Origin of the sequence: Methylophaga sp. (assembly GCF_048266885.1) — a bacterium.
Taxonomy (GTDB): domain Bacteria; phylum Pseudomonadota; class Gammaproteobacteria; order Nitrosococcales; family Methylophagaceae; genus Methylophaga.
The window spans coordinates 1-17,076 of record NZ_JBLWYR010000010.1; the positions used below are offsets into that span (position 1 = coordinate 1).

19 protein-coding genes and 1 riboswitch are annotated in these 17,076 nt (G+C 43.9%); of the genes, 13 read left to right on the top strand and 6 right to left on the bottom strand.

Annotation, left to right across the window (positions count from 1 at the left end; translation table 11 throughout):
• Positions 1–127: 127 nt before the first annotated feature.
• Complete coding sequence (locus ACN0V2_RS06330) at positions 128–352, bottom strand: hypothetical protein (protein ID WP_417549954.1); 225 nt, start codon at positions 350–352, stop codon at positions 128–130.
• A 545-nt stretch (positions 353–897) separates the two neighbouring features.
• Here ACN0V2_RS06330 and ACN0V2_RS06335 point away from each other — a divergent pair.
• On the top strand, positions 898–2,736 hold the full coding sequence (locus ACN0V2_RS06335; RefSeq protein ID WP_417549955.1) for a lytic transglycosylase domain-containing protein: 1,839 nt from the start codon (positions 898–900) through the stop codon (positions 2,734–2,736).
• A gap of 120 nt (positions 2,737–2,856) precedes the next feature.
• On the opposite strand, the gene ACN0V2_RS06340 is transcribed toward ACN0V2_RS06335, so the two are convergent.
• Positions 2,857–3,240: a DUF3144 domain-containing protein gene (locus ACN0V2_RS06340; RefSeq protein ID WP_417550059.1), complete on the bottom strand. Its 384-nt coding sequence runs from the start codon at positions 3,238–3,240 to the stop codon at positions 2,857–2,859.
• 142 nt (positions 3,241–3,382) lie between these two features.
• Between ACN0V2_RS06340 and ACN0V2_RS06345 the strand changes: the two genes are divergently transcribed.
• From ACN0V2_RS06345 to ACN0V2_RS06360, 4 genes are all read left to right on the top strand, one after another.
• On the top strand, positions 3,383–3,724 hold the full coding sequence (locus ACN0V2_RS06345) for a Fis family transcriptional regulator (protein ID WP_417549956.1): 342 nt from the start codon (positions 3,383–3,385) through the stop codon (positions 3,722–3,724).
• A 124-nt stretch (positions 3,725–3,848) separates the two neighbouring features.
• On the top strand, positions 3,849–4,700 hold the full coding sequence (locus tag ACN0V2_RS06350; protein WP_417549957.1) for a PA4780 family RIO1-like protein kinase: 852 nt from the start codon (positions 3,849–3,851) through the stop codon (positions 4,698–4,700).
• A gap of 181 nt (positions 4,701–4,881) precedes the next feature.
• A complete protein-coding gene (locus tag ACN0V2_RS06355; protein ID WP_417549958.1) occupies positions 4,882–5,457 on the top strand; it encodes a CatB-related O-acetyltransferase in 576 nt (191 codons plus the stop codon).
• Positions 5,458–5,721: 264 nt separating this feature from the next.
• Positions 5,722–6,399: a methyl-accepting chemotaxis protein gene (locus tag ACN0V2_RS06360; RefSeq protein ID WP_417549959.1), complete on the top strand. Its 678-nt coding sequence runs from the start codon at positions 5,722–5,724 to the stop codon at positions 6,397–6,399.
• Positions 6,400–6,553: 154 nt separating this feature from the next.
• Here ACN0V2_RS06360 and ACN0V2_RS06365 read toward each other — a convergent pair whose 3' ends face one another.
• Together ACN0V2_RS06365 and ACN0V2_RS06370 are read right to left on the bottom strand one after the other, a co-directional pair.
• Positions 6,554–6,805: a glutaredoxin gene (locus ACN0V2_RS06365; protein WP_417549960.1), complete on the bottom strand. Its 252-nt coding sequence runs from the start codon at positions 6,803–6,805 to the stop codon at positions 6,554–6,556.
• Positions 6,806–6,929: 124 nt separating this feature from the next.
• The gene (locus tag ACN0V2_RS06370; RefSeq protein ID WP_417549961.1) at positions 6,930–7,676 is read right to left on the bottom strand and encodes a MauE/DoxX family redox-associated membrane protein; all 747 of its coding nucleotides are present in this window, start codon (positions 7,674–7,676) and stop codon (positions 6,930–6,932) included.
• 258 nt (positions 7,677–7,934) lie between these two features.
• On the opposite strand from ACN0V2_RS06370, the gene ACN0V2_RS06375 reads away from it, so the two are divergent.
• Entirely contained in the window at positions 7,935–8,534 is a 600-nt protein-coding gene (locus ACN0V2_RS06375; protein WP_417549962.1) for a hypothetical protein, read from the top strand.
• A gap of 214 nt (positions 8,535–8,748) precedes the next feature.
• On the opposite strand, the gene ACN0V2_RS06380 is transcribed toward ACN0V2_RS06375, so the two are convergent.
• A complete protein-coding gene (locus ACN0V2_RS06380) occupies positions 8,749–9,423 on the bottom strand; it encodes a type 1 glutamine amidotransferase domain-containing protein (protein ID WP_417549963.1) in 675 nt (224 codons plus the stop codon).
• A 131-nt stretch (positions 9,424–9,554) separates the two neighbouring features.
• Between ACN0V2_RS06380 and ACN0V2_RS06385 the strand changes: the two genes are divergently transcribed.
• The 6 genes from ACN0V2_RS06385 to map all read left to right on the top strand — a co-directional run bounded on the left by ACN0V2_RS06385 (position 9,555) and on the right by map (position 15,130).
• Positions 9,555–10,439: a LysR family transcriptional regulator gene (locus ACN0V2_RS06385; RefSeq protein ID WP_417549964.1), complete on the top strand. Its 885-nt coding sequence runs from the start codon at positions 9,555–9,557 to the stop codon at positions 10,437–10,439.
• A 215-nt stretch (positions 10,440–10,654) separates the two neighbouring features.
• On the top strand, positions 10,655–11,632 hold the full coding sequence (locus ACN0V2_RS06390) for a GGDEF domain-containing protein (RefSeq protein WP_417549965.1): 978 nt from the start codon (positions 10,655–10,657) through the stop codon (positions 11,630–11,632).
• Positions 11,633–11,746: 114 nt separating this feature from the next.
• Positions 11,747–11,827, top strand: a riboswitch (cyclic di-GMP riboswitch).
• Positions 11,828–11,842: 15 nt separating this feature from the next.
• Positions 11,843–12,526 carry a VPLPA-CTERM sorting domain-containing protein gene (locus tag ACN0V2_RS06395; RefSeq protein WP_417549966.1) on the top strand — a complete coding sequence of 228 codons (684 nt, stop codon included), beginning with the start codon at positions 11,843–11,845 and terminating at the stop codon, positions 12,524–12,526.
• A 651-nt stretch (positions 12,527–13,177) separates the two neighbouring features.
• Positions 13,178–14,074, top strand: a complete 897-nt coding sequence (locus tag ACN0V2_RS06400) for an EamA family transporter (protein WP_417549967.1) — start codon at positions 13,178–13,180, stop codon at positions 14,072–14,074.
• 86 nt (positions 14,075–14,160) lie between these two features.
• Positions 14,161–14,367: a ParD-like family protein gene (locus ACN0V2_RS06405; protein WP_417549969.1), complete on the top strand. Its 207-nt coding sequence runs from the start codon at positions 14,161–14,163 to the stop codon at positions 14,365–14,367.
• Positions 14,360–15,130, top strand: coding sequence for a type I methionyl aminopeptidase (map, locus tag ACN0V2_RS06410; protein ID WP_417549970.1), 771 nt, complete (start codon positions 14,360–14,362; stop codon positions 15,128–15,130). The genes ACN0V2_RS06405 and map overlap by 8 nt, the downstream gene beginning before the upstream one ends.
• A gap of 6 nt (positions 15,131–15,136) precedes the next feature.
• On the opposite strand, the gene ACN0V2_RS06415 is transcribed toward map, so the two are convergent.
• Positions 15,137–16,252, bottom strand: a complete 1,116-nt coding sequence (locus tag ACN0V2_RS06415; RefSeq protein ID WP_417549971.1) for an aldo/keto reductase — start codon at positions 16,250–16,252, stop codon at positions 15,137–15,139.
• Positions 16,253–16,408: 156 nt separating this feature from the next.
• Between ACN0V2_RS06415 and ACN0V2_RS06420 the strand changes: the two genes are divergently transcribed.
• Positions 16,409–17,005 (top strand): phosphatidylglycerophosphatase A, encoded by a 597-nt coding sequence (locus ACN0V2_RS06420; protein ID WP_417549972.1) that lies wholly within the window; start codon positions 16,409–16,411, stop codon positions 17,003–17,005.
• Positions 17,006–17,076: the final 71 nt, after the last annotated feature.

A 17,076-nucleotide genomic window follows, 5' to 3' on the forward strand; every position in this document is an offset into this window, starting at 1 on the left:
TCCTGCGGAGTATAGCGACGACGACGCTGTTCGCCAGTAAAAATTTCAATACGTTCCATAGTCACTCCTTAAAGATAGGTCTAATCCTATCGCTTAATAATTGAGTGTCCGTTTTAAAAGGGGGCTATTACACTGATATTGGGTTGCCTTGCCTGGTGAGCAGTGTTTTGCCTGTCCAGATGGCACGCACCCCATCGTATTTTTCACTGACCAAATAGTTACTAATGTCACTGACATTATCCTGGTCATAAACGTTTGCCAGTTGAACCTGTGGTGGTGTCTCTGCCTCAACGACAAAAACTTGAACGGTGAGAAACAAAATCGCTAAAGATAAAAGAATCTGTTTTGACATAAATGCATCCTTGCTTGTCAGTTATGGTGGTAATCACTAGGTGAAAGATAATCGGTCGAGAGGACTTATTGCTCCTGCATAATGTTGGTCAATAATGTGTAAATAGATATTTGTTATGCCTGCATCGCGAATCCAGTTCAGCTTTTAATATAGCCTGATCATTGATCTCAATTCCGCAAATCATGTCTCATAGTTAGTCATTTCATCGCTGATAAAGCTGTCTTAGTTTCAAGAACATAATGTAACCAATGTGAGAGTTATCAGGCATCGCGATAAATAGCAGATGAATATTCTTGCGGATACACTAGGAAAGGTTAGGAGTGCTCATAAAGATGCCGATCACTCTAATTGAAGCGCCGCGAGATTGCGAAGAGTTGGTTTCAAATTTGATGCTTAACTAATATTCTGAGAGGGTAGTAAGCCTTGATATGCACGACCGCAGTATTTCATAACACTTCTCTAAAAAGCGCGTCATAATATTACAGGTCAGCATCTGGATTGGGCCCTGACCCTTAATTATCACGCTTTAATCATTGGAACATCGAATGAAACATATTGGATGGCTGCTTTTCGTCTTGTACAGTTCGAACGTGCTGTCTGCGGACGAAGTTGAAATCCCTTTGCTGGCTGAAACCGCTCATCTCCAGACTGCAATCAGTCGCGCCCTTGAATTTGATGAGAATGGCCAGAGCACCATTAGCAACGACCCATGCAATCGGATTGAGCTGTCCGATATGCTGGTGGTGACCGAGGATGCCCAATTATCTGTAGGCATGGCATTGACCGCCACGACCGGTGCCTATGTACTCGGAGCTTGCCGGGGGCCGAAACCATGGCAGGGCCGTCTTGCACTGAAACTGACTCCCCAGGTTATGGCATCGGGACAGGCCATAGAGTTTGTGCCTGATTCAATCGTATTGTTACGCCCAGATAGTAGCCCTGGCCTTTTGAGTAAACCCGTTCAGCTCATTGCCGATACGCTGATACTGCCGCGCATGAAGAGCGTGCAAATTGACCTGGCCGGGCCACTGAACGGCCTTGATGGATTGATCGTGCAAATGCTGGGTCAGAGTAGTGTGCAAGGTGGTGAGCCATCTCTGGTTCAGCGAACCCATATTACCCGCCTGCAAACTGAAGAAACAGGCGTCAGGGCCTGGCTGGCTTTCCAGGTTCGGGCTCCTGAACCTACAGATCAAGTGCCCGAACCCATTTTGGATGACAGCGAGTTTGCTCAATGGCAAACACTTGAAGATGAGTTAGACGGCTTTCTGACCACCATTATTTCGGCGCTGGCTTACTCGACGGAGTCCCGTGCCTTACGGCTTAAATTACTCGCCGTGCTGCTGGACGCCCGACACGCGATTGCTGAGGCGCTGACGGTCGATGATCCTGAATATGATCCGGTTCGAGAACTTTTTCTGTCGACGTGGGATAGCTTGCGGCCATTGATGAGCGAACTTGAACGTCTGAAGACTCCAGGTTTGGATGCTGATTTCAAGCTTGCTACGTTTATAGCAGGTGGTGACGCTTTGCGTGCGCTCGACGCCCTCGGGCCAGAGTATGGATTTGAAATCACCCGTGATGGGCTGCGTCGGCTTGCTCGATTGCTGCTCGCCGAATCGGTGCCTCCGAGTTTTACACCTTTGCCTTTGGAGGTCGATCCAGAGTTTCGTGATTTATTTGGGCTAAATGCCAAAGAAGAGGCCGTATTTACTCCTGTAGAACTGACGGGACAAATTTCCAGTTGGTTAGGGTCTTGGCTGTTGCCGGCCGCTCATGCTGACAGCATCTCACCAGCTGAGGCATTAAAGGGCTTATTTCCGCGAAAGGATAATCTTACTGACTACCTTGAGCTGGTCGATAGCTTACTGCAAGAACAGTCCAATGCCTGGCTGGCTAAAAATGATGGCATTCCGGACATGATGGCAGAGCGACTCGATCCTATGGTTCGTGCCACAGCATGGAAAGAATCCTGCTGGCGTCAGCTTGTAGATTCTAATGGCGAGCCCAAAGTTTTGCGTTCAGCTGGTGGAGCTGTTGGCATGATGCAGATCAACGGCCGAGTTTGGCGACAAGTCTACGATCTGGACCGCCTCGTTGACGAGGTCGATTACAATGTGAACGCCGGTATCGATATTCTGACCCATTACATGATTGACTATGCGATTCGGAAAGGCGAGCACGAACAGCCTGGCGGTGAAGACAATTTGGTAAAAGCAACCTATGCCGCTTATAACGGCGGTCCGGGACACTTGGCACGATACCGTCGTGAAGACACCCCCGCCCAATTAAAGGCCATCGACTATGAGTTCTGGAGGCACTACACCGCCATAAAGGAGGATAAATGGCCAGATATCTCAAGCTGCTACGCAGTTGGTGGTTAATTACCAAATAGTACCGAGAGTGTTCAATAAACTCCTGTTAAGCAATCAGGTTGATTCATCAATAAGCAAAAAGCCCTGTTAGAATGAACAGGGCTTTATGTCTTAGAATTTATCGATTAATTATTTCTGTCTAAAGCTATCAAAACGGGCAATATGTTCTTCAAGGTTTTGATTTAGCATTTCAGCATAACGTTGGGTGAAATATTCAATTGCGGCTTGTTTTTCGGCTTGTAGATTCTCTGCACTCTCAACAGAACGGGCAACGCTGAAAGCATTAAAGCGAGCGGCTGAAAATAGAATTGATGTATTGACGTCGTCTACACTGCTGTCTGCTGCTTGTTGATTCGCAACGGCAATGAATTCATCGACACGTTGTTGAAATGTTTTTGTTGGGGAATTTTCACTCATTCTTTCTCTCTCATTAATGTTATTGATTTGAAATTTGATAGCAGTCGTGATGAGGTTTTTATTGGCTATGTAAGCCGATTGAACGGAACATATAATATCAGAAAGAAAAACCTGAGCAGTTTTAGGTTAATCGAAGCCAGTAAAAATCGTCAGATTTTTTTGGGACTAGAGCTCATCAGTTAACTCAATCTGTTCTCCTTAAGAGTCCTTTATTAAATCATTAGACCGAATATGAACTATGCGTAAAACGGATAAAAATATTGATAACGAACTTCGGCAAAAATTGACCGATGTATGTGAGCAGGCATTAAAAGATATCGCTGGTTTTCAGTGGCTAACGCACTTGGTGAACTATGATGATTATCCAAATAGCTTAATGGTGGTTTGTGTATTTGATACCAACGAGAATTTGAAAAATTACCTCCAATCAGATGACAGCCAAGCATTGATATCCCTAATTGAAGCTGAATTTAAAATGATGGATATCAAGCTCAAACGCCTTGGTGATCATATCGCATACGATTCTGAAGAGAACTGTAATCAACATCACAATGGTAATTGGGCACTTAGATTGGGTTAAAGTAAACTTCAATTGTGCTTTGTAAAATATGCTTTCATCAGGCCTCGCCGTTCTAAACAATCGGCTGTAGTCTATACTGACCCGTATCTTTTACTGGATACGTCTGAGCGATAAAAATCGAACAATGAAAATACCAAAACAAATTCAGCCGCTTGTTGATGATGGCCTTGTAGATGAGGTGATTAGTCGCTTAATGAGTGGCAAAGAAGCCGATGTCTATGTCGTGAGATGTGGTGATGAAATACGCTGTGCCAAGGTCTATAAAGACGCCGTCAAGCGTAGCTTTAAAAAAGCCGTTCAATATCAGGAAGGACGAAAAGTACGTAATAGTCGCCGGGGCCGGGCGATGGAAAAAGGCTCCAAGTTTGGACGTCAGCAACAAGAAGAGACCTGGCAAAATGCCGAAGTCGATGCCCTGTATTTGCTTGCTAGTGCCGGTGTGAGAGTGCCTCAACCATACGATTGCATGAACGGCGTGTTATTGATGGAGTTGATTACGGATGAGGAGGGTGATGTCGCGCCTCGCCTCAATGATGTATCGATGTCTGCCGAGCAAGCCATCGAAGACCACATGATGGTAATGCATTCGGTGAAAAAAATGCTCTGTGCGGGTTTAGTCCATGGGGATTTATCAGAGTTTAATGTGCTGGTCGATGCGTATGGTCCCGTGATTATCGATCTGCCCCAGGCAGTCAATGCAGTGGCGAATAATAATGCACAAGCCATGTTAACTCGTGATGTGCAAAATATGACGCGTTACTATTCTCAGTTCGCTCCAGAATTACGTAAAACGCATTTTGAAAAAGAAATATGGTCGTTATTTGAGAATGGAGAACTACAACCTGATACAGAGCTCACTGGCCTATTTGAAGAAGACACGCAAGCCGCAGATGTGGATGCTGTGATGTTAGAAATTAAAGCGATCCTGGAAGAAGAACAAGAAAGGCAATTGTGGTTACGTGATAAGGATGATTAAGGTTTAACTATAATTAAGTTAAGAAACAATCAAGCTGAGCCCGACCAAGAGTAGTTGCTTTGTAGATCACGTTTTTTTACCCTTTAGAACAGCACTATAAATAAAGCTCATGTATTATTTTTTTGAATACATGCAGCATGCCGTAAGAATGGCCTGAATAACCTAAAGGGTAAAAAATATCATGGCGAGTTTGGATACTCAGCAATGGGTTATTGAAAACAGCAAGGTAACAATTGGACCATGTACCTATGGCTATGAGTACTTGGAGGTATTCGGCGCCGAGAGCGTTTCGTTGACGATAGGCAGTTTCTGTTCAATTGCGATGAAAACCACTATATTTCTTGGTTCAAATCATCGAACTGATTGGATCACTACCTTTCCATTTGGTCATCAAATGGCTGATGAGTTAGGAGGTCGGGAAATAAAAGGGCATCCGGCTAGTAATGGCGACGTCGTCATCGGCCATGATGTTTGGATTGGATATGGCTCAACTATTGTATCTGGCGTAACAATTGGAAGCGGAGCTGTAATTGCTGCCAACGCACACGTTGTAAAGGATGTTGCTCCCTATGAAATTGTCGGTGGAAATCCTGCAAAACACATTAGATACCGATTCGATGAGGAAATAAGAGAGTTACTTTTGGAGCTGAGATGGTGGGATTTGCCCATCAGCATAATAAAGGAGCTAAGCCAAACCTTTTCATCTGAGCCATCGTTGGATTTACTTAAGTCTCTGGTTGCTTCTTTTAGAGCCTGATAATGATTGATGGTCGGTACAACTTCAAAGCTGTCGTTCTAATATGACGTCGAGCCTGATTTGGTGGGAATAAAGGGGCAGCCAACATGATTCATGATTGTGTGATGTGAGTTTATTTCTTTATTAACTTCATTTATTGTTTACAGGGATAGGGAAGTAGCCGTCTCCATAATTCCCACCTCTGAATAAAGGCGTCAAAGGCGACGCTCATACCCCGCAAGTTTTATGCGGGCGTTATCAACCTCTATTAATAGAAGAGATCCTATGAGCAGCCTTAATGCCTTTCCTAATGTAATTCCAGTAGATGACCAAAACATCTTTGAAAGTATTTCCAGCCGAATGTCCGGCTTTTTGTATCGTTGCCGCATGGACGATGACTACACAATGCTTAACATGTTTGGCAATGTTGAAGAGCTTACTGGGTATAAACACCATGAGTTGATTGGTAACAAATTTACCTCATACGTAAACCTGATCCACCAAGATGATGGACAAGCTGTCGATGATGCCGTGGCGGCGGCTATCGAACAACACAAGAACTGGGATGTTGATTACCGCTTAAAATGCAAAATGGGAGAGCCTATCTGGGTTAATGAGAAGGGCGGCCCAGTATTTGACGAGAATCAGCAAGTGGTGTTTCTTGAAGGAGTGGTGACCACTATCCAAGCCCGGAAAATGCAGGAGTTGGAACGGCAATCTAGGATGGAAGAGGTCGAAGGCCATAGCTCAGACATCGTCAAACAAACCCAAACTATTTTGGATATGTTGAAAACCCTGCGCCTGCTTAGCTTGAATGCCAGTATTGAAGCCGCGCGGGCAGGGGACGCCGGTCGAGGTTTTGCTGTCGTTGCATCCGAGGTCAAAAAACTGGCCGAGAACACTGGTCATGCCACTACTGAAATTACCCGGTTAACAAAAGAACTGGACGCACTGCTCAAGTGATCCTTTATCTTACAATCATAAGTAGACCCCGATGGTGAGCGAACAAAAGGCAGTCAACGTAATTTAAGTTTGATTGAATAAAAGGGTAGCTCCCACTTTTACTTAGTTGGGTGTTCCTTTTGGCCCTTCTGAGCCTCTAAGTACTTTGCCTTTACTACTTTCCAAAGTATTGTTTCAGTTCGTCTTGTCCACCAATACGTTTTCCGTTGATAAATGTCTGGGGTGTCGTTTCTACATCATGCTGCTCTTGGAACGCGTCAGTTTGCTCGCGGGAAGTCAGCCATTTATCCTCCACCTCGAAACCTTCACTCTTAAGCAGTTCTAGAGATTCCTGGCCATAAGGACAGACCTGCTCGGCCATGACCATACGGTAAAGCGTTGCTTGTTTTGTTGACTCAGATGACATTGGTTTTTCTCCTAATTTATATTCAGGGCTTTGTCTTTTGGGTTCTGACACGCCTCATAAGTTCCTATAGATTAAGCCGATGCTGACCATAATTGATCACATCTATTGCAGCATGACGCTTGTCTTAAAAGTACCTGAACATCCAAAGTCCCATTACGATCATCATCAGGTTTTCGGTCAGCGATACAAATCCCAGTGGTACCTTGCTGCCACCCCCCACACATGCACATTTGAGTTCACGTTTATCTATATACACCGCTTTAAGTACTGACACCGCGCCAACCGTACCGATAAATAATGCTACTGGGATAGCCAGCCACAGCATTGCCCCAGCCACCATCAGCACACCCGCCAACAATTCACCAAAAGGATATACATAGGAGTAGGGCACGACGCGACGAGCCAGCAGGTCGTAGTTGAGAAACATGGTCGAAAAGCTTTCAACATCTTGCAATTTGAGCAGCGCCAAAATGCACATGCTGATGGCGATAAACAGTTCGGCAGTACGGATATTCAAGAGTCCTTCACCCAGCATCCAGCTTATCGCCAAGGCCAGTAGGGCGGCTACGCCAAATACCGCCAATACTGGCTGGTAACTGGTTTCGTCCTTGGCCTTTACATTCTTTCCGAAGTGCCGTCTAAGTTCATCATAGCCACCAATGCGTTTTTCGTTGATAAACGTTTGAGGTGTTGTTTCCACATTATGCTGCTGCTTAAATGCGTCGGTTTGCTCGCGGGAGGTCAGCCATTTATCCTCCACCTCGAAACCTTCACGCTTGAGCAGATCCAGAGATTTCAGACCAAACGGACAAACATGCTTGTCCATGACCATACGATAGAGCGTTGCGTGTTTTGCTGAATCAGATGACATCGAATCATTCTCCTTGTTTTTAGGCTGATGACTTTCTCTTGGGGCCGTGGCATGCCTTAGAAGTTCCTCTCGGTAATGATATGGCGTGACTTCACCCATTGGTCTTACACGAGCAGCAGTTGTACTTCATCATGGCAAATCACCTGCATTTATTTTTTTCCCCAAAGACAATAAAGAAATAGTAGTATTTGCAACATCGAGATGGCTGGTTAAGCCCTTGATTTGTTCACTCCCACAAACGTCACGTAAGGACACACTATGACTAAAAGAATCCTGTTGCTTATCGCCATCACCCTGTTAGCTGGCTGTGCATCAAATCCCATGGTAGTCGCACCTCAGCAAGAATTACTTAAACCACAAAATAATGAGTCACAAGTTGTTTTCATGCGCTCATCGTTTGTGGGAAGTGCTATCAGCGCATCGTTATACGAAGTGACCAATGGCGATATAGAGTTTATTGGGGTAATTGTTAATGGAACAAAAGTTTCCTACAAAACGACTCCAGGTAAGCATGTATTTATGGTCGTTTCCGAAGCAGCGGATTTTATGGAAGCAGATCTGAGTTCGGGTAAAAACTATTACAGTATCGCTACACCAAGAATGGGAGCTTGGGCTGCCAGATTTTCACTGTGGCCTATAAAAAATGATCCTAATGCCGATTTCCACACAGATATGCCCCAGTTTGATGGTTGGCTAAAGGATACTAAATTGGTTGAAAACACCGATAAGTCGTTGGCTTGGTACGAAGCGAATAAAGAAACTGTTAGGCAGAAATATGAAAAGTATTGGCCAGTATGGAAAACCAAGTCGGATGCCGATCTTTTAAAACGAACGCTAATGCCAGAAGATGGAATGTAATAAGCACGATAATGATGACGCCGGCAGGCTCTCGTCTATTACATAAGTAGAGTGAACTTGTTTGGATATCGATCGCCTCATTTCTTTACTGGTCCGACAGAGGACCAGTAAAGAAATCAACGCGGTAAGGTGGTAGCAAGATCGATTTCCAAAGTTACTCACTTAAAAAGAAGGCACCAAATTCGATTGAAAATGGTGCCTATTTTACGTGTTATTACACACTAAGCTGTTTGATAATGGCTTCTCCAACTGCGTGGGCACTAGCCGGGTTTTGACCGGTTATGACACGACCATCTTCAATGACAAAGACTTGCCAAGGTTGTACTTTGGTGAATTTTGCCGCTTTTCGGGTCAACGCCTCTTCTAGTAAAAAAGGGATATGCTCAATCGTCCCGTAGTCAATTTCTTCTTCACGTGTAAATCCCGTCACGGATTTACTGGCAAGCAAGGATTCACCTGATGACAGTTTAATCGGCAAAAGACCGGCGGGTCCATGGCATACTGCACCCAGAATTCCCCCATCCTCATAATGGGTTGCCGCCAGCTTGGCAAAACTCTCATTGGTGTTTAAATCGGATAACAGACCAAAACCACCGGGATAAAATATGGCATCGTAATCGGCAATGTTAAGTTGAGAAACCGGGATAGTGTTATTGATACGGTTTTGAAAATCTTCATTACCCAGCACATTGTTATTCACCGCATCATCTTCAATATCGGTACCATAGATGGGTGCCTTGCCGCCTTTAATGGAGGCAATATCATAATCTACGCCATGTTCGGTAAATACATGGATCGCATGGGTTATTTCGGGTGCATAAGTCCCATTTGCTTGGTCGGTATCGCCAAGCGTGGGATGGTTGGTTACTGGGATTAATATTTTTTTCATGATCATTCCTTTTTTAATGGATGGTTAGTGAATGTTTTTTTCCACGATGTCACTTTAAAATATTTCTATATAATTGATAATATGCTGTTTATGGTAAACACTATTGCTATATAGCAATAATAGGGTGCTGAATGGAGAGTTTTGAGGGAGTCATTGAGTTTGTCGCGGTTGCTGAATCTCGTGGCTTTTCAGCAGCAGCCAAGCAACTGGGATGCAGTACCAGTCATGTCAGTCGGCAAGTGGCCAGACTGGAAGAGCGATTGGGGTGTGCTTTGCTGGCGCGTTCGACTCGCCAAGTCAATTTAACGGAAAACGGCACGGACTATTACCATCAATGTAAAGAACTGGTGATTGGTTTACAGCAGGCGAATGAGCAGGTCAATCAGCAACAGTTACAGCTAAATGGAACATTGAGAGTAAGTGCTGCTGGTGGATTTGCAGAACATTTTGTTGCACCTGCACTAATGACATTTGCTCAACAACATCCTCAATTGACGGTTGAAATAGACTTTAATAGCAGAATGGTTAATTTTGTAGATGACGAAGTTGATTTTGCCGTGCGTTATGGTGAGTTAGCAGACTCCAGCCTTATTGCCCGTAAATTGATCAGCCGTCCGATGATGGCTGCCGCCAGTCCCGAGTATTTAAAGCAGTATGGCACCCCAACGCATCCAAACCAGTTAAAAAATCACAGCTGCATCATTTCCAATAATGATCATTGGTTATTTGCTGTTGATGGAAATCAGAAGAATATTCGGGTTAGAGGTCGCTGGCGAAGTAATAATGCCAATGTGGTCGCCAATGCCTGTGAACAAGGTTTGGGTATAGCGTATATGCCTAAAAGCACTTTTAACGAGGGCATTAAAAGCAACAAACTTGTCGCCATACTTGAGCCATTTTGGGGCAAAGGGGCAAGCAGCTGGATCGTTTACAAAAACCGCCATTTTCAGCCACTTCGTGCCCGCTTAGCGATTGATTTTCTGATAGAACATTTTTCCAATTGGGACGATGTTTAATTTTGAGGTAAATCATCAAACAGATCCACATCGACACACTTCAAGTTTAGCGATTTTGCCAAAAAATATATGCCAATCTTCCAGCACTATGTTATTAGTTTATCTAACGCGGATGACATTTTGGCAAGGCATTCATTTTTGCTCCCTTTATTGAGCGCAGCCATTGCATTATCCGATGAGTATGAATTATTGGCGCTATGTTATCGGAGAGCGATATGGAGTTTGTCGATAAATTATTAGATGGCAACTTTATGCCACATGGACATTGTCTCAAATGGCTTCCCGATCTCTTATTTCTTCATGTGATGGGTGATGTATTAACCGTCATAGCTTATTTTGTTATCCCCACCGCACTGATTTATTTAGTTAAAAAAAGGACTGATCTCGCTTTTAACTGGATATTTGTCATGTTTGCTGCATTCATTTTTCTCTGTGGCGTCACCCATTTAATTTCTTTAGTAAATATCTGGCAGGGATTTTATTACATTGAAGGCATCGCGAAATTTACTACGGGTCTTGTTTCCATTTTAACAGCCATCATGATCTGGCGATTGATCCCCAAGGCCCTCGCTATTCCGAATAATGAAGAGTTTCGCACTAAAAATGAGGCATTACTTCAGGCGAAACATGAGTTGTTAGAAGCCAATCAACTATTAGAACGTCGAGTACTGGACCGTACTAAAGAGCTTGAACATTTAGCCCATACTGATGCGCTCACAGGCGTAATGAATCGTGGCGGATTAATGGATGGTTTGGCTATAGAGATTGATCGAGCAGTTCGATATCAACATAAACTGAGCTTATTGATGGTCGACCTCGATCATTTTAAAGAGGTGAATGATAAGTTTGGGCATCTTTATGGTGATACCGTTTTAATTGAAGCTGCCACCATATTGTCAGATGCGTGTAGAAGCATGGATATATTAGGCCGCTATGGTGGTGAAGAATTTCTTTTATTATTACCAGAGACCAATAATGAGGAAGCAAGAAAGCTTGCAGAACGCATTAGGAAAAATATTGAGCAGCATCAATTCTGTAAAGAGGATGGATTTGAGATTTCTCTGACATGCAGTATTGGCGTCACCGAATTTGAATTAGATCAGACTCAGGCAAGCTTACTTCAAAGTGTGGATCGTATGCTCTATAGCGCTAAAGATTCAGGCCGGAATAGAGTTGTTGTAAATGAAAATTGAAAAGCTAATCATGAATTCCTAAGAAGATTTTCCTCCTTTATGAGGAGGGTGCTTAATTTTAAATTGACGATAAATTAGTTATATAGTTAAATTTAATTGTGAGCTAAGTCACAATTTATAAATTGCCAAACTTGATGTGAATCAGGGACGGAAAGCTTCAGATCTTCAGAGCTAGAAGATGGCTGAGTTGCAAAAATATGGAAATACATAATGAATCCTAAACATATTGCAACAACTCTATTTGGAGCCCTCTCACTGGTCTCAATATCAGCAAATGCAGCAACAATTGGTTGGACTGACTGGACAAAAACATCAAACAAAACAGCTACTGGAACGATGGCTTTTGGTGGTGATAATGTTGGTGTGGACTTCACCTCAAGTTCTGATACCTACTTCATTGAATCTGGTGCGGCAGATACTTGGTGGGGTAATGCATACACCAAAGGAACAGTTAGTAATTTACCTGACTCCCGTGAAATTATTGGTTTGGGTCTTGGCGGTACAGTCGAAATAAAATTTTCAGAAACTGTCTTAAATCCTTACATTGCGTTAGTTAGTTGGAATGCAAACAATGTAGATTTTGGCGATACAAAAATTAAATTTGATAGTATCGGTCTTGGTAAATATGGTTCAGGATCGCCGAGTATTTTCCCAGACGCTACAGGGTTTTCGACGACCACCTTTGCTGAGCTACATGGTGTAATTATCCTGGAAGGCTTGTTCGACTCATTCAGCTTCACTCATCTTTCAGAAGGTTGGCACGGCTTCACTGTTGGTGCATCGGCAATTGCTCCTCCATCAGAAGTACCCGTTCCAGCCGCTGTATTTATGTTTGCCCCAGCATTGTTTGGTTTGATGGCATTGCGTCGAAGAACAAAAAATATCACAGCTTAAAAAATTCATTTTTTTTTAATAAAAGCCCAAAGCCGAAATGATTTAGTTCATTTCGGCTTTTATTTTTTTATATACGACTTTATATAAATCAGGGATTAAAACATATTGACGCAATGCATATTTTTTTGACTATCCCGGAACTGTTGCATTCTCCCTGATATAGCGGGCTCTCAGAAGTTACTTGGTCGAATGTTGCAATGTCAGCTTGGTGAGTAGCAAAGCTGAAGCAGCCTTTCTTGTATCGTGTGACCTTTACACGATGACCCAGCACGATATCGACAACGTACGAGAGATTTCTCTAATAAGCTTAGCCATATGCAGATCCGGTGGGTCATAATTCCAAATCGCAGAGTGTGAGTGCAATGTAGCAATTGCTTAACGGCTAGACATTGTTGAAAAAACGGTGAAGTCGCAGGTGAGTGGTTTTTAGATAAGCTGGGTATGTTTAGCCAATTACATTTGTCAGTATGTTCATAACATCTCAATGCTGGAGCCGCTTCTCACAATTAAACTCGAAAGTAGTACTCATTAAGTCTGGTATCGGTCTTTAGACCTATACGGTAACCTATCATTTCACCCAAAATGCCCCCATAGCTTTATCCATCGATGGTTAAACGCTTTACTGCCTTTGAACTGTTTGGAGCAGACTCTATGATGCTGTTTTTCGGTCTGTTGACCGCGTTAAGTTTTGGAATAGCCGATTTTCTCGGTGGGTTGGTGGGGCGAAAATTGTCTCCAATGACTTTGACCTTGTACTCACAATCCATCGGATCGGTGGTCATTACTTTGTTGGCAGTTATGTTTGGAGGGATGCCAAATCTTACCGATCTCGCTTGGGGTGCGGCGGCAGGCGCCACGCTCGGTTCAGGCTTTATTCTCTATTATCGTGCCCTATCTAATGGAAGGATGGGGGTGGTGGCAGCTGTTACGGGTGTGTGGACAGCCATTATTCCTTTTGTGGTTGGTTATTGGCTGGGGGAGCGTCCTTCGACGATGGCAATATTAGGGATAATGTTAGTGGTTATGGCCATTGCCTTGGTCAGTAGCGGCGAAAAAAACACAACTGAAAACGCCTTCAAACAGGTAAAGCAACCGGCAATACTACCCAAATTTTATGCGTTGCAACGCGGATTTCTGGCTTATGATCGCAGCATTCTGCAAGCCACAGGCGCGGGTTTATGGTTTGGGCTTTTCTTTGTTTTTCTTGGGCAAGCCCAATCCAGTTCTCCGTTATGGCCAGCAGCGTCAGCGACTATTACATCAGCATTGATTGTCGCGGTTTTGATCCCGGTGCTGAAACCTGATTTGTTTTTTGATAGGAGCAATTTGCCGATAGTCGTGGTGGTTGGCCTGTTCCAAACTTTTGGCACCCTTACATTCGTTATTGCTGCCAATTTAGGCATGCTTTCCGTGGTAGGAGTTGCCGGTGCTTTATCTCCGATTCCCACAGCCATTCTCGCTTTTATAATACTCAAAGAGCGAGCAACTTGGGTTCAAATGACTGGGGTTGCTGCTGCGCTGGCCGGTATCGTGATGATGCAAATTTAACGGAAAATAATAAACCAGCGAATTTGATTTACAGACCGCTTGCTAGAATATATGATCCGTATACGTTTCGTATGTTTGGATAGGCAATGGGTATCGTTAAAATTAGTGAAGAGCTACACGAAGAAATTCGAAAGTCCAGCTCGGTTATGGTCCGCTCCATCAATGCTCAAGCGGAATATTGGATAAAAATAGGCATGCTGGCGGAGACTAACCCGAGCATGTCTTTCTCTGAAATTATCCGTGCACAAATGAAGCATGCCGATGTCGATATAAAGAAGATTGTTGGTGGCTAAGGTCACTTTGAAAACAACCGCGGAATTAACATTGATGCGCGAAGCCGGGCGGCTGCTGACAAAGGTTTTCAGTTATCTCGATAATCATTTGCAAGCTGGTATCTCTACAATGGAAATCAACCATCTGGCCGAGAGATATATTGTTGATCAGCTAATGGCTCGTCCAGCAAGTAAAGGGCAATATGGTTACCAGTATGTATTAAACACCTCAGTTAATCATGTTGTGTGTCATGGAGTTCCTTCCGACAGCCAGACACTAAAATCGGGCGATATTATCAATGTGGATATCACACTGGAAAAAGGGGGCTATATCGCTGACTCCAGTAAGATGTACATGATTGGTGAAGTCAGCCCATTAGCACGACGGTTAGTGAATAAAACCTATGAAACGATGTGGGAAGGAATTCGAGTCGTAAAACCTGGAGCAACATTAGGTGATATCGGTTATGCGATTCAGCACTTTGCCGAGAAGCATGGATATTCAGTTGTACGTGAATACTGTGGCCACGGCATCGGTCGGGAGATGCACGAAGAACCTACGGTTTTACATTTTGGTCAGCCGGGAAAAGGCTTGATGTTGCAAGAAGGGATGACCTTCACCATTGAACCAATGATTAATCAGGGTAAGGCAAAAGTGAAAGTAAAAAAGGATGGTTGGACAGTCGTCACCAGTGATAAAAAGTTATCTGCACAATGGGAGCACACCATTGCGGTGACTTCAAACGGTTATGAAGTGCTAACGCTTCGAGATGAAGAGCGGTAAATTTTGCTAAGACGGAACCGGTGCATTGTCCTCGATCAATCCTTGTCGTTTAGCTGCTTCCCAAAATTCGCTTGGTACGTTGGTGGAAAGCGAAGCCATATTTTCACGAATATGTTCAGGTTTGCTAGCACCGGGCAAGATGGCACTGACAACATCGGGTGTATTACAAAACTGCAAAGCCGCTGTGCGTAAGTCCACATCCATTTCTTTTGCTAGCTTTAGATATTGCTCACGCCTTTGATGGATGTGTTCGGGCGCACCTTTTTTATAGTTGTAATAATTGTTACCGGCTAAATAACCAGAGTTAAGCGGTGCGCCCAGCACAAACGACACATCACGTTGTTCGGCCAGTGGGAATAAACGATTCAGCGCATCATCATGCTTAAGCAACGAATATTGTGTCGCGAGAAGGATCACATCAGGATCGGATTGCTCAATGGCGGCTCGAGCGGGAGGAATCGTGTTAACACCCATACCCCAACCTTTAATCAGGCCTTCCTCACGCATTTTGTTCAGTTCTGGCATAGCGCCTTTTAGGGCTGTCTGAAAGTAGTCTTTCCAGTTCTCACCCATATCTTCGTTATCGGGCGATAAATCGTGAATAAACACCATATCCAGACTGGGCACACCCATACGTTGCAAACTATCTTCGATAGAGCGGCGAGTGCCGGAAGCGCTGTAATCATATTTGTAATTAAAATTGTTAACCCCTTTCCAACCCTCATGGTTGTAGCCAGGGTCCGGCTCTAGCAGGCGACCAATTTTAGAAGAGATCTCATACGAGCCTAATTCCTGAGCAGCAAGCAACATAGCGTGTCGGCGTTCACTGATGCCTAATCCATACCATGGCGAGGTGTCATAGTAGCGAATGCCTTCCTCCCAAGCAGTTTGTAACAGTTCAAACGCTTCTCTTTCAGTTAATACACGACGCATGTTGCCCAATCCAATCGCGCCGCCCAAACCAATACGGTATTTGGGACGATAGCGTTTGGACCCGCCACTATTCATGGGTAATGCTTCGGGTGCTCTTACTGAACCCGATTTCGCTTGTGCTACTGAAAGTAAGGGTGACAATGCCAGGCCAGTGCCTGCGATAGCCGTCAGAAAATCTCGTCTTTCCATGCTTTACCTCCGGTTGTGGAATGGTTCGCTCGGTGGGTTTTAAATAAGATAGTAATTTTGAATGTTCAGGATAAAAATAATTGGGTCATACCCAAACTTAAATGGGATATATTTGTTGTAATCTGATGGTAACACTACCTACATTTTGGATGAAGAATGAATCGACAACTTAGTAAAAAAGTCATTATTTCGCTGGTCATACTGTGTATTGCTGCTGCATGCATAGGTTTATATTTAGCGATATCCAACCAAGACTTGTGTGGCGTCAGTACGGATAACGTTATGGCGATGCTGTCTATTGGTTTGGGGCTGGGATGTATGCCGTTGATTCCAGGAACAGCTGGCGCGTTGGGTGGCGTTGTACTCAGTCTTTTGATCAGTCGACTTAGCATCACAAAACAATTTGTAGCCGTCGTTTTGCTAATTCTTGTCGCCATTCCGATAAGTGACAAAGGTGAAAATTACTTTGCTAGTAAAGATGCCTCAACTATTGTGGCAGATGAGTTACTGACCTTTCCGCTGGCAACGCTTGGTCTTCCCGTTCATCAATATCCTGTGATGCTGGCAGGTATTTTTATCACCAACCGAATTGTTGACTGGACCAAACCTCCACCGGCACGAGCAGCTGAATCCATCCCCGGAGGCGTGGGGATTGTGCTGGACGATGTGGTTGCCTCCTTATGGGCATTGCTGATATTTAGCATTGGCTGGCGATGGTATCGTCGAAAATTGAAGCAGAATTTAGTTGGTTGAAAACAAGAACAACTATTTTATTGGATTATTCTTATATAATTTGAAAGAAAAATAATCATCAAAACGATCAG